This window comes from Bradyrhizobium sp. B039 (assembly GCF_038965675.1).
GTDB lineage: Bacteria > Pseudomonadota > Alphaproteobacteria > Rhizobiales > Xanthobacteraceae > Bradyrhizobium > Bradyrhizobium diazoefficiens.
The window spans coordinates 1,058,219-1,070,847 of sequence record NZ_CP152416.1 but is presented as its reverse complement, the minus strand read 5'-3'; the positions used below and the strand labels follow the sequence as shown (position 1 = coordinate 1,070,847).

The window sequence follows — 12,629 nt, the reverse complement described above, 5'->3', positions numbered from 1 at the left end:
TTTGGGCATGGTGCAGTTCGTTCACCCATCGCGGGACGAGATTACGCTGGCCGGAGTGCTCGGAGCCCTCGCGGATCCCATGCGGCTGCGGATCGTCAAAAGCCTGGTCGCGCAGAACGCTTGCATGTCGTGCACCGAGGCGGCGCCTTGCCCTGACATGGCGAAATCGACCCTGTCGAACCATTTTCGCATTCTGCGGGAGGCCGGCCTGATCCGGACGTCAAAGCAAGGTGTCCAGCACCGCAATGTCGTGCGCGAGGAGGACATCAATGCGCGATTTCCAAAACTGTTGAAAATGATCCTGAGCTTTCCTGACTGAGTGTCGCCACTACCAGGCATAGCGGATGATACCCTTGCCGGCGTAGCTGCTTGTGACGTTCGAAAACTCGCCCTCGAAGGAAGCGCCGAACGAGACGCCGCCGCGCCATTTCACCTCGGCCGAGGCCGCGACGAGCGCGGAGTCGCGCGCCTGCGCCGCGCCGTTGACCACGAATGATGCGCCCGGGAGCGCCTGGAAGGTGGCCGCGATAGCGCGATCGGGATCGAAGTCGTGCGCCCAGGCGGCGCGGCCGCGCAAGACCAGGACGGCATCGCTCAGCGCAAACGACCTGTCCGCGCGCAGACCGAGCTCGCTGCGCGTGTCGGTGACGCTCCGCGAACCGTAACTCAGGGCGAAGGCATTGCTGCCCGCGAGCACCTGTTCGGCATTGGCCGGCAGATCAAAGATGGTCGACTGGCCGGCGGCGTAAGGCGTGAGCCCCATCCACGGCGTCACGAAGCGATAGCCGGCCTCGACGCGGCCGGAATAGGCGTTGGCGTTGAAGCGGGCCCGCAACTGATCGCTGCCGGCGATGGTGACGGTGCGGGTGGTGGTGATGTCCTGCCAGCCATACGCCAGCGCGGCGGAGACGTAGGCCGCGCCGACGCCGTGGCGAAGGAAGGCGCCGGCCTGAAACAAATCCGACCGGCCGCTGCCGCCGTTGGCGACGCCAAAGCTCGTGCCGCCGCCGGCCAGCGCGAAGCCGGCGACGGTGTCGGGTGAAAAGCGATAATCGGCGCCGACCGCCGTGCCGGCGATGCGACTGGTCGCCGTGTTCGATCCCGTCGTGGCATTGCCGTCGGTGGTCTGCGAACCGCCATAGCCCGCGGCCCATACGCCCCAGCGTTGCATTACGATGTCGGACGCCGCCGGGGCCTTGCGGGAGAGCGCGGCATAGGCGTCGCGCTCCGCGGCGGAACGTCCGCGACCGGTGGAGGCGTAGGCACGGGAGCCATCCTCGTCGGCGAATTGCGACGCACCGGCCGGCGACGATCCGACATCGCCCCGGCCGGCCAGGAACGGATCGGTGAGGACGCCGATGAACTGCGTCATCGCGTCGAACGTGGTCTGCTGCGACCCGGTGGCGGTTTCGCCGGAGGCCTGCGTCAGGCCCGCTTGCGACAGCGTGCCGTACACGGCGGGAATGCCGCCGGTGAGGTTGAAGAAAGTCGACAACGCATTTCCGACATTCTGCTGATTGACGTTGAGCCCGCCGGGAATGGAAAAGTTCAGCGCCAGATCGAGATAGGCATTGTTGGCATCATAGCTCAGGCTGGTGTGAAAGGTGGCCGGCAGGTTGGTATCGACCAGCGCGCCGAACGTGCCGGTCACCCCGCCGCCGGCATTGACGATCGTGTATTGCTTCGCCACGTAGCTGCCGGCCGCGAACACGGCACTGACGGTGGCCCCGCCCAGGGTCGCGGTGCCGGTCACGTTGACGCGATCGGCATTGGCGGGCGAAACCTCGACCACGTAAGTCGACGGCGCCGTGAAGACGAGATTGCCGTTCACGGTCAGGAGGCCGATCGAATTGCCCGGCGCCAGCACGCCGCCATTGATCGTAGTGTTGCCGACCGTGCCGTTGCCGCCGAGCGTGCCGCCGCTGTTGACGGTGGTCAGCGACGCCGAGGCGAGCGAGCCGTTGACGGAGAGAATGCCGGCATCGACACTGACCGCGCCTGTGAATGAACTCGATCCCGTCAGCGTCCAGTTGCTGCTGCCGGTCTTCACGAAGCTGCCGAAGCCGCGGTACTGGGCGGAGTCGCCGAGCGTCGACAGGTCGAACGAGCTGTTGGCGGCTCCGCCCAGCCGGAGCGTGTCAGCGGAGCTGAAGGCCATGACGTTGCCGGTGACGGTCGACCCGGCCTGAAGCTCCAGACTGTTGACGCCGCCGGTGAATGTGATGGCGTTGGCACGGGCCCCCGTGCCGGCATTTCCGAGCCCGCCGCTGATGATCCCCGCATTCTGCACGACGAGGCCGGCGCCGCTGATTCCCGCGCCGCCGGCGACGGGCGGAAAAAAGGTCGGATACCTGGGATCACCTTGGGGGCCACCGGTGCCTCCCGAAATCATGCCGGTATTGATGACGATGCCCCCGGCCGCGAGAACAAGACCATCGCCGCCGCCGCCGCCGCTCCCAGAACCGATTGCGCTTCCGCCGCCAGAACCGCCGCTTCCTCCCGTGATCGAACCGGCATTGGTCACGGTTGCAGTGGTGCCGACGACGACACCCTTTCCACCTCCACCGGCGCCGCCATTGCCATCGGCGGAAGTTGTGCCTGCATCGCCGCCCGAACCACCCCTGATGAAGACGCCGGCATTGACCTGCAAATCGCCGCCGGACAGGTACAAGCCATCGCCGCCGCCACCGCCCCCGCCGGCCGACCCGTTGTAGGGGCCAGGACCGCCTGCTCCGCCATTTCCGCCGGTCAGGTTGACCACCGCGGTGTAGTTGCCGCTGACGGTGGCGGCCCGGCCACCACCCCCGCCGCCGCCCCCGGCGTTGACGCCCGCCTGGTGTCCACCCCCGCCTCCGCTGCCGCTGCCGCCGCCACCGCCGCCTGAATAACCCGCGCCCCCGGTTCCTCCGCCTGGCGCAACGCTGTTTCCGGCTGCGCCCCCGTACGGACCGCTTCCCGCAGTGTTCGGGCCACCGCCGCTTGCGCCATTCCCCGCTGCATTCCCGTCGCCCGCCAGACCACCGGCGCCGCCGGCTCCGGGGACACTGTCGGAGTAGGCGCCGCCAGTGCCGCCGTTGCCGCCGACCAGTTGCGCATGCGCCGGCATCATTTGCGCCGCAAGGCCGACAAGAACACCGACGCTCGCAAGCAGAGCCCTGCGCAACAGCCATCCAAGGCCGGCGCATCGCGAAGGCGCCGTCGTGCGCGGACCGGAGCGATGCCGGTCGCGCGACGGGTCGATCTCATCGGGAGAAAGCGGCAAAGACCTGTTGTTCATCATCATCTGCGACATCAAGGAGGAGGCCGCCCGCGATCAGTGCAGGCCGGCGGCGCGAAGATCCGTAACAGGTCGCCCGCCGCCGTGATGTGCCGTGTGTCTCACGCGCGGATTCCGACGGACGGTGATGCAGAGACGGCACAGTCGCGCGAACCGTCGATGCTCGCCTCAACGGGAAGCGGAAAGAATTGCCGACAGTCGGCAGAAATGGTCCGGCGGTTGATCGGGCCTGCGGCCTCGCGAGCGACGAAGCGTCGGACTTGTCTCGATCCATCAATCAACAATCGCAGCGCGCAGGATTGGTACGGATCGTGCAATTCCTCGTCGTGCAGACGAACGAGGATCGGACAATGAATATCTCGGGCGCGAATGCCTACGCGTATTTGCAAGACGCTTCATCGGCAAAGCGAGCGAATGCCGGCACGACGTCATCCGCCGGCAGTGCGCCGGTCTCATCGAGCGGCTCCGGTCAGGCCAGCGACGGAAGCGTCCAGACCACCGAACGACGGGCGTCGATCTGACGGTCTGATCATCCGCCGATCCGGATCAGCCGTCGTGGCCTTTCGGACGATTGAAGCGCCCATGGCAAAACAAAAATGGCAAAACAAAAATGGCCCGCGCGATGCGGGCCATTTTCGTATCGGAACCGGTGAAGTCCGAATTTGGTTGCGGGGATAGGATTTGAACCTATGACCTTCAGGTTATGAGCCTGACGAGCTACCGGGCTGCTCCACCCCGCGTTAAACCGTTGCGCGCCTTCGTCAAAATGCCGGGGACGGGGGATGAGGGCCGGCGCTGTTCGCGTGGCTTGCTTCTTCCGTCCCAAAGGCTTCCTTGGAAGGCAACCCCGGGGCAAAGCCCGTCGGGTGCGGGGGGTATGTACCAACCCGGGCTGCCTTTGGAAAGGGCTGCGAGGACGTTTTTTTCGACTTTATGACAGGTGGATGGACCGGATTCCGGCCCGCCAGCCGCGCCCTTGCCAGAAGTTCCGCAAAGGGCCAGCTTGCCGCAACAAAACCAGGGGCGAAACGCCAGTTTAGGGAGCAACGCCATGGACCATATCCGGGACCAGATCTTGGGCCGATCTTTGGACCGATCCCCGGCGAGCGCCCCGCTGCGGGCCCTCGACGACGCCTTCCACGCCATGGTCGCGCGGTCGCGGGCGGAGCCGGCCGCTGACCTGGCCGAGCGGCTCGACCGGCTGGCGCGGCTGCGCGCCGTCGTCGCCGACAATGAAGAGCGCTTCCGCCAGGCGATCTCGGCCGATTTCGGCCACCGCTCGGCGGTCGAGACCACCATTGCCGAGACCATGATGGTCTACAGCGAGATACGCCATGCGACAAAACACCTGAAGAGCTGGATGGCGCCGCAGCGAATCGCCACTGCGCTGCAATTCCTGCCCGCGCGCAACCGGCTGATCCCGCAGCCGCTCGGCGTCGTCGGCATCATCGCCCCCTGGAATTATCCGCTCCAGCTGACGCTGGCGCCCGCGATCGGCGCGATTGCCGCCGGCAACCTGGTCATCATCAAGCCGAGCGAGCTCGTCCCGCATTTCGCAGGCCTGCTGAAAGAGACGGTTGCCGCAAGGTTCGACGCGACCGAGCTGCTCGTCACCGGCGTCGAGGACGAGATCGCCAAGGCCTTTGCGTCGCTCCCCTTCGATCATCTGGTGTTCACCGGCTCGACCCGGGTCGGACGGCTGGTCGCGGAGGCCGCGGGGCGCAATCTGACGCCTGTGACGCTCGAACTCGGCGGCAAGTCGCCTGCTATCATCGACGCCTCCGCCGATCTCGATGAGGCGGCCGAGCGCATCGCCTACGGCAAGCTGCTCAATGCCGGGCAGACCTGCATCGCGCCGGATTACGTGCTGGTGCCGGAGCGCTCGCTGCAGGCCTTCGCCGAGAAGCTGCGCGCGCAGATGCGGCGCATGTTCGGCACCGATCCCGCGAACAAGGACTACACCTCCGTCATCTCCGACCGGCACTACGCGCGGCTCGAAGGTCTCGTCGCGGATGCCGTAGAGCGCGGCGCAAAAATCCTGCAACCGACAAGGGCCGACGATCCCAACTGGAAGGCGCACCGCAAATTCCCGCCGACGCTGATCCTTGGCGCCACCGAAGACATGGCGGTGATGCAGGAGGAGATATTTGGGCCGGTGCTGCCGGTGCTGGGCTATCGCGAGCCGGCCGATGCCATCGCCTTCGTCAACCGCCGCGACCGGCCGCTTGCGCTCTACTGGTTCGGCAAGGACCGCGACGCGCGCGACGCGGTGCTGTCGCGCACCGTCTCCGGCGGCGTCACCGTCAACGACTGCCTGTTCCACTTCGCGCAGGTGAACCAGCCGATGGGCGGCGTCGGCGCATCCGGCACCGGCGCCTATCACGGCGAATGGGGTTTTCGCACGTTCAGCAAGCTGAAGCCGGTGTTCTACCGCTCGAAATTCAACCGCCTCGCCGATCTCTACCCGCCCTATGGCGGCAAGATCGCGCGGCTGGAGAAGATGATGCGGTTCATGTCGTAGGGGCAGTCGTTCCGGGGCGCGAAGCGAACCCGGAACCTCGAGATTCCGGGTTCGCGCTACGCGCGCCCCGGAATGACGATAAGGGGAGAAACAACATTGACTGACACATTCGATTTTGTCGTCGTGGGCGCGGGCTCCGGCGGCTGCACCGTTGCGGGGCGGCTGTCGGAGGATGCGGCGACATCCGTGGCGCTGCTCGATGCGGGCGGGCGGAACGACAGTTGGCGGATCACCACGCCATTCGGGCTCGCTTTGCCATACCGCGCGGCCAACTGGGCGTTCGACACTGTGCCGCAGAAGGGATTGAACGGCCGCATCGGCTATCAACCGCGCGGCAAGGGCCTCGGCGGTTCCTCGGCGATCAACGCGATGGTCTACATCCGCGGCAACAAATGGGACTACGACCACTGGGCCGCGCTCGGCAATGCCGGCTGGTCGTATGCGGATGTGCTGCCCTACTTCAAGCGCTCGGAGAACAACGCCGATTTCGACGGCGAATATCATGGCAAGAGCGGCCCGCTGCATGTCAACAAGCTGCGCTCGGACAATCCGATCCATGACGTCTTCCATCAGGCTGCGCGCGAGGCGCAGTTCCGCATTCGCGAGGACTTCAATGAAGAGGACCATGAAGGGCTCGGCAGCTACCAGGTGACGCAGCACGGTGGCGAGCGCTGGAGCGCGGCGCGCGCCTATGTGGATCCCCACATGGGCAAGCGGGCGAATCTGCGCGTCGAGACGCAAGCGCATGCCACGCGCATCCTGTTCGAAGGTAGGCGCGCAGTGGGCGTCGAGTACCGGCAGGGCAAGGAGCTGAAGCAGCTGCGCGCCCGCCGCGAGGTGATCCTCGCCTCCGGCGCCTTCCAGTCGCCGCAGTTGCTGATGCTGTCGGGCGTCGGCGACGGCGATGCGCTTGCCGCGCACGGCATCGGCGTCGTACATCATTTGCCGGGCGTCGGGCGCAATCTGCAGGACCATCCGGATTTCGTGTTCGTCTACGCCTCCGACTATCCGCACTTCGTTCACGCGTCACTCGGCCGGCTGCCATCCCTGCTGCGCGCGATCCAGCGGTACCGCCGCGAGCGACGCGGCCTGATGACCACCAATTTCGCCGAGTGTGGCGGCTTCCTGAAGACGCAGGCTCACCTCGACGTGCCGGACATTCAACTGCACTTCATCATCGCGATGCTCGACGACCACGGCCGCAAGAAGCACAAGGAAGCGGGCTTCTCGTGCCATGTCTGCCTGCTCAGACCGAAGAGCCGCGGCAGCGTCTGGCTGAAGAGCGCCGATCCGCTCGCAGCCCCCATGATCGATCCGAACTTTTTGGGCGAGGCGGAGGATCTCGAGACGATGGTCGCGGGCTTCAAGACCACGCGACGGCTGATGGAGACGCCGGCGATGCGCGCGTTGCAGAAGAAGGATATGTTCACGTCCGATGTGAAGACGGACGACGACATCCGCGCCATCCTGCGCAATCGCGTCGACACCGTCTATCACCCCGTCGGCACCTGCAAGATGGGCACGGACGCGATGGCAGTTGTCGATCCGCAATTGAAGGTGCACGGCGTCGAGTCCTTGCGCGTCGTCGATGCCTCGATCATGCCGACGCTGATCGGCGGTAACACCAATGCGCCGACGATCATGATCGGCGAGAAGGCGGCGGATATGATCCGGGGGGAGATGCGGGCGAATTAGCGACGCTGTCGCGTCACTCTCCACTGTCGTCCCGGCCTAATGCGCAATTGCGCATGGGGGCCGGGACGACGGAAGCAATCAATTCAACAAGAACCCGCCGTCCACCGTCACCACGCTCCCCGTCATGTAACGCGACGCCTGTGATGCCAGCAGCAGGATCGCGCCGTCGAGATCGGACTCGGCGCCGACGCGGCGCTGGGGGATGCGTTTTGCCAGGCGCTCGCCTGCCGGCGTCGACCAGAAGGCGTGGTTCATCTCGGTGTCGATATAGCCGGGCGCCAGCGCGTTGATGCGGATGTTCTGCCCCGCAAGCTCCAGCGCCATCGCCTTCGTCGCCTGGATGATGCCGGCCTTGGAGATCGCGTAGGGCGACACCGCTTTCAAGACGCCGGTGCCGAGCACCGAGGCGATGTTGACGATGTTGCCTTCCTGCTTGCGCGCGATCATGCGCCGCGCGACTTCCGTCGCGAGGAAATAGGCGCCCTTGAGATTGGCGCCGATCACCGCGTCCCAATCGGCCTCGGTCTGCTCGGTCGCCAGCTTCTCGATGGCGATGCCGGCATTGTTGATCAGCACCGTGACGGGACCGAGCGCGGCTTCCGTGGCATCGACGGCCTTCGCGATCGAGGCGATGTCGGTGACGTCGAGCGCGACGGCGGCGGCGCGGCCGCCGTTGCCGCGGATCTCCTGTTCCAGATTCTTCAACTTGTCCGTTTGCCGTGCCGCGAGCGCGACGGCCGCGCCATGCGCCGCCAGCAGCCGGGCAAACTGCCGCCCCAGCCCCTGGCTCGCGCCGGTGACGAGGATGGTTTCTTTACTGACGTCGAATAGGCCTGACATGACGATTTCCTTGGGCGTAACCCTTGAGCTTCCGGAGCCAAAAATACAGACGATTTTAGCGGTCTGAAACCAGAATGATCGGTTCGGCGTTCATTCGTTCCACCGAGGCAGGGCTCTGCTCATGAACAGTTTCGATCTCGCGGTCTATGCGGCGCTCGCCATCGCCATCGGCTTCGGATTCAGGACCGGCCTGCTGCGCAGCGCCATGACCATCCTCGCCTATCTGCTCGCCGCGCCCATCGCGGTCGCGCTGATGCCGCTGATCGTGCCGCAGGTCGCAAGCAATCCGAACGCGCCGCTGCTCCAGAACTGGATCTGGTTCTTCGGCATCTTTCTCGTCGTCGGCATGTTGTTCGGACATATCGGCCGCCTCGCGGTGAACGACACGGTCCGTGAGGCCGGGATCGGCGACCGCCTTGGCGGCGCCGCGCTCGGCGCCATCAGGGTCGGCCTCGTCGCCACCACGCTGGTGCTGGTGTTCGACCAGATCGTGCCGGCCAACCGCCAGCCGCCCTTCCTGGCCGGCTCGCATCTGCGGCCGCTGTTCTCGGCGGCCGGGCAGATGGGCTTCAAGTCGCTGCCGCCGGAAGCCGCTGCCGCGATCGACCGCCTCAAGCAGGAGCGGCACATCTGATCAGGCGCATTTGCATCGCCGCGCGGAGGCTCATGCATTTTGGTGCGAGCCCGTCCCTTATCAGCGGCACCACGATTGGCTAGAGTGCCGCCCGTCCAAAACCTGCCTGACATTACGGGAGTGAAACAGTGGATCTTGGGATCAAAGGTCGCCGCGCCATCGTCTGCGCATCCAGCAAGGGCCTCGGCCGCGCCTGCGCCATCTCGCTGGCCGAAGCCGGCGTTGACGTCACGCTGACCGCGCGCGGCGCCGAGGCCCTGAAGAAAACCGCCGACGACATCCGCAAACTCTATCCGGCCGTCACGGTCACCGAGATCGTCGGCGACATCACGACGCCGGCGGGCCGCGAGGCCGTGCTGAAGGCCTGCCCCGAGCCGGACATCCTGATCAACAATGCCGGCGGCCCGCCGCCCGGCGATTTCCGCAACTGGACCCGCGATGACTGGATCAAGGCGATCGACGCCAACATGCTGACCCCGATCGAGCTGATCAAGGCGACCGTGGACGGCATGATGGCGCGCAAGTTCGGCCGCATCGTCAACATCACCTCGGCCGCGGTGAAGGCGCCGATCGACATCCTCGGCCTCTCCAACGGCGCGCGCGCCGGCCTCACCGGCTTCATCGCCGGCCTGTCGCGCAAGACCGTGATCAACAACGTCACCATCAACGGCCTCCTGCCGGGCCCGTTCGAGACCGACCGCCTGACCGGCACCGCCAAGGCCGAGGCCGACAAGCGCGGCACAACGCCGGAGCAGATCCTGACCGAGCGCGCCAAGCTCAACCCGGCGGGCCGCTTCGGCCAGCCGGACGAGTTCGGCTATGCCTGCGCTTTTCTCTGCGGCGCCAAGGCCGGCTTCATCACCGGGCAGAACATCCTGCTCGACGGTGGTGCGTTCCCGGGCACGCTGTGAGCCATCGCGCCTGAGACGGCGCAATCCACGAAAGACCATCATGCCCGGGCTTGCCCCGGGCATGATGATGTGGAGGCGTCAGAGCCCAATCATTTCCGGCTCACTGCGAGCCCGGCTACTCATCGCCGTTTCGTCGGCTCATCCTCGTCCCGTTCGCTGGGACCGGAGGAATCGGCAGTGAGGCGCTCATCGGTCCAGTCGATGCCGAGTTCGTCGAGACCGTCGGCCAACAGATCGCCCAGCATCGGCTCGCCCAGCAGATATTGCACAGCTTCACGCCGGGGCGCCTTGTATTCGGCGCGGGCCTCGGCGGCGCGGGCGCGCAGATCGTCCCACTCGTCGACGGAGCCGTCGCCGCGGCCAATCCACATCAGCGTCACGAGGTCGAGCTGCTCGTCCTCGTTCAGCGCCCCGATGAAGCCGGTCAACTCGCTTGCGACCGGATCGGACGCCGTGTCCTCCAGAACGTCGATCCCGTCATCGTCGGAGGGGTTCGAGCCCGAGTCCGGATCGGATGCTGCTTCCTTGACGTCGAATTCGCGGGCCTTCTCGATGATGAAAGCGACCTTCTCGGCGGAAATTGCAAGCTCTGGCATCGTCTTCCCCTCTCGCTCTTCTCTGGTTTTCCTGGGTTCCGGCGATAACGCGGCGCGCCACCAGATGATCCATTGCGCTTCATGGCGGAAACCCGCATGTTTCGGCGCCAAAGCGTTCTCTCTCGTCATTCCGGGGCGCGACGTCGTCGCGAACCCGGAATCTCACGCAACGATCTCGAGATTGCGGGTTCGATGCTTGCGCATCGCCCCGGAATGACAGCGAGGCGCAAAGCAAGAACATGGGGATGCGCCGGATGTCGTGGAAGGTGGGCAAGGTCAAGATCACGAAACTCGTCGAGATGGAGACAGTCGGCTCGACCCGCTTCATCCTGCCGGCCGCGACCAACGATGAAATCCAGAAGCTGCCCTGGCTGATCCCGCATTTCGCCACCGAAGAGGGCCGACTGAAAATGTCGATCCACTCGCTGGTGGTCGAGACGCCGACGCGCCGCATCGTGGTCGACACCGGTCTCGGCAACGACAAGCAGGGCCGCGGCGTCCCCGCCTGGAACAACCGCAGCACGCCGTTTCTGGAGACCATGGCGGCGGCGGGCTTTCCCCCTGACAGCATCGACACCGTGCTGTGCACACATCTTCATGTCGACCATGTCGGCTGGAATACGAAACTGGTCGACGGCAAATGGGTGCCGACCTTCCCGAAGGCGCGCTACCTGTTCGGCGAGACCGAATACGAGTATTGGCGCGATTATACGGCCGAGCCGGACAAGGTCGCGGTGTTCAACGATTCCGTGAAGCCGGTCGTCGATGCCGGCCAGGTCGAGCTGATCCCAGGCGATCACCGGCTCTGCGAGGAGATCAGCGTGATCCCGACCCCCGGCCACAGCCCCGGTCACATGAGTGTCCTGATCGAGTCCGGCGGTGAGCAGGGGCTGCTCACCGGCGACGTTGCCCATCATCCCTGCCAGATGTCGCATCTCGACTGGTGCTCGGTCATCGATACCGATCCCGCCCAATCGGCGGCAACGCGGCACAAGGTGTTCTCGCGCTTTGCCGACACCCCGACGCTGGTGATCGGCGGGCATTACTCGGCCGGACACATCAGGCGGGATGGGGACGCGTTCAGGTTCGTGGCGCTGGGATGAGACGCAATCGTAGGGTGGGCACAGCGCGGCGTGTCCACCCTCCCGGGCAAGGAAAAGATTTGGTGGGCACGGCGCTCCGCACCTTTGCCCACCCTACAAAGGAGGGGCTGCAATGCGCCCCGTTTTGAGCGGTTGAATTTCCCGCCGCCCTGTTCCATGAAGCTATTTAACCGATCGGTCCATCTCCAGGGAGAAACGAGAATGAAGCTTGTTCGTTACGGCGAAAAGGGTGCGGAAAAGCCCGGCCTGATCGACAAATCCGGCCAGTTGCGCGACCTGTCGGCGCATGTGAAGGACCTGACCGGCGAGGCCTATTCGCCGGAAAGCCTGAAGAAGCTCGCCGCGCTCGACCCCGCCTCGCTGCCCGCCGTTTCCGGCAAGCCGCGGTTCGGCGCACCCGTCACCGGCATCTCGAAATTCGTCGCCATCGGCCTCAACTACAGCGACCACGCCAAGGAAACGGGAGCCGCGATCCCGACCGAGCCGATCATCTTCATGAAGGCGAACACCTCGCTGTCCGGCCCGAACGACGCGGTCGAGAAGCCGCGCGGCTCGACCAAGCTCGACTGGGAGGTCGAGATCGCCGCCATCATCGGCACCCGCGCCAAGTACGTCTCCGAAGCCGATGCGCTGAACTACGTCGCCGGCTATTGCGTCTGCAACGACGTCTCCGAGCGCAACTTCCAGACCGAGCGCCTCGGCCAGTGGACCAAGGGCAAGTCGCACGACACGTTCGGCCCGGTCGGCCCGTGGCTCGCCACCAAGGACGAGATCAAGGACGTGCAGAACCTGTCGATGTGGCTCGACGTCAACGGCCAGCGCCGCCAGACCGGCTCGACCAAGACCATGATCTTCTCCATGGCCAAGTGCATCTCCTATGTCTCGCAGTTCATGACGCTGCTGCCGGGCGACATCATCACCACGGGCACCCCGCCCGGCGTCGGCCTCGGCATGAAGCCGCCGACCTTCCTCAATGTCGGCGACGTCGTGACGCTGGGCATCGAGGGTCTCGGCGAGCAGCGGCAGGAGATCGTGGCGGCGTAAGCGGCAAT

The 12,629-nt window shown here is 65.6% G+C and carries 11 protein-coding genes and 1 tRNA gene; 8 read left to right on the top strand and 4 right to left on the bottom strand.

Translation table 11 applies throughout. The features are described from left to right. The first annotated feature begins 7 nt into the window (after positions 1-7). A complete protein-coding gene (locus tag AAFG50_RS04940) occupies positions 8-319 on the top strand; it encodes a metalloregulator ArsR/SmtB family transcription factor (RefSeq protein ID WP_028173758.1) in 312 nt (103 codons plus the stop codon). Positions 320-328: 9 nt separating this feature from the next. Here AAFG50_RS04940 and AAFG50_RS04935 read toward each other — a convergent pair whose 3' ends face one another. Then, positions 329-3,163, bottom strand: a complete 2,835-nt coding sequence (locus tag AAFG50_RS04935; protein ID WP_261340769.1) for an autotransporter domain-containing protein — start codon at positions 3,161-3,163, stop codon at positions 329-331. Between the two features lie 302 nt (positions 3,164-3,465). On the opposite strand from AAFG50_RS04935, the gene AAFG50_RS04930 reads away from it, so the two are divergent. Further along, the gene (locus AAFG50_RS04930) at positions 3,466-3,798 is read left to right on the top strand and encodes a hypothetical protein (protein ID WP_162185895.1); all 333 of its coding nucleotides are present in this window, start codon (positions 3,466-3,468) and stop codon (positions 3,796-3,798) included. A 142-nt stretch (positions 3,799-3,940) separates the two neighbouring features. On the opposite strand, the gene AAFG50_RS04925 is transcribed toward AAFG50_RS04930, so the two are convergent. Next, positions 3,941-4,017 (bottom strand) — tRNA-Met (locus AAFG50_RS04925). Positions 4,018-4,328: 311 nt separating this feature from the next. Between AAFG50_RS04925 and AAFG50_RS04920 the strand changes: the two genes are divergently transcribed. Then, positions 4,329-5,798 carry a coniferyl aldehyde dehydrogenase gene (locus tag AAFG50_RS04920; RefSeq protein WP_028173755.1) on the top strand — a complete coding sequence of 490 codons (1,470 nt, stop codon included), beginning with the start codon at positions 4,329-4,331 and terminating at the stop codon, positions 5,796-5,798. Positions 5,799-5,894: 96 nt separating this feature from the next. Beyond that, a complete protein-coding gene (locus tag AAFG50_RS04915) occupies positions 5,895-7,493 on the top strand; it encodes a choline dehydrogenase (RefSeq protein ID WP_028173754.1) in 1,599 nt (532 codons plus the stop codon). A gap of 78 nt (positions 7,494-7,571) precedes the next feature. Here AAFG50_RS04915 and AAFG50_RS04910 read toward each other — a convergent pair whose 3' ends face one another. Further along, on the bottom strand, positions 7,572-8,333 hold the full coding sequence (locus AAFG50_RS04910; RefSeq protein ID WP_028173753.1) for an SDR family oxidoreductase: 762 nt from the start codon (positions 8,331-8,333) through the stop codon (positions 7,572-7,574). A gap of 121 nt (positions 8,334-8,454) precedes the next feature. Here AAFG50_RS04910 and AAFG50_RS04905 point away from each other — a divergent pair, with 121 nt between their 5' ends. Together AAFG50_RS04905 and AAFG50_RS04900 are read left to right on the top strand one after the other, a co-directional pair. Continuing rightward, entirely contained in the window at positions 8,455-8,967 is a 513-nt protein-coding gene (locus AAFG50_RS04905; RefSeq protein WP_011090611.1) for a CvpA family protein, read from the top strand. A gap of 128 nt (positions 8,968-9,095) precedes the next feature. Then, the gene (locus AAFG50_RS04900; RefSeq protein ID WP_028173752.1) at positions 9,096-9,878 is read left to right on the top strand and encodes an SDR family oxidoreductase; all 783 of its coding nucleotides are present in this window, start codon (positions 9,096-9,098) and stop codon (positions 9,876-9,878) included. A gap of 119 nt (positions 9,879-9,997) precedes the next feature. On the opposite strand, the gene AAFG50_RS04895 is transcribed toward AAFG50_RS04900, so the two are convergent. Continuing rightward, positions 9,998-10,474 (bottom strand): DUF3775 domain-containing protein, encoded by a 477-nt coding sequence (locus tag AAFG50_RS04895; RefSeq protein ID WP_028173751.1) that lies wholly within the window; start codon positions 10,472-10,474, stop codon positions 9,998-10,000. A 254-nt stretch (positions 10,475-10,728) separates the two neighbouring features. On the opposite strand from AAFG50_RS04895, the gene AAFG50_RS04890 reads away from it, so the two are divergent. Then, positions 10,729-11,577 carry an MBL fold metallo-hydrolase gene (locus AAFG50_RS04890; protein WP_028173750.1) on the top strand — a complete coding sequence of 283 codons (849 nt, stop codon included), beginning with the start codon at positions 10,729-10,731 and terminating at the stop codon, positions 11,575-11,577. A 201-nt stretch (positions 11,578-11,778) separates the two neighbouring features. Next, on the top strand, positions 11,779-12,621 hold the full coding sequence (locus AAFG50_RS04885; protein ID WP_011090615.1) for a fumarylacetoacetate hydrolase family protein: 843 nt from the start codon (positions 11,779-11,781) through the stop codon (positions 12,619-12,621). Positions 12,622-12,629 lie beyond the last annotated feature (8 nt).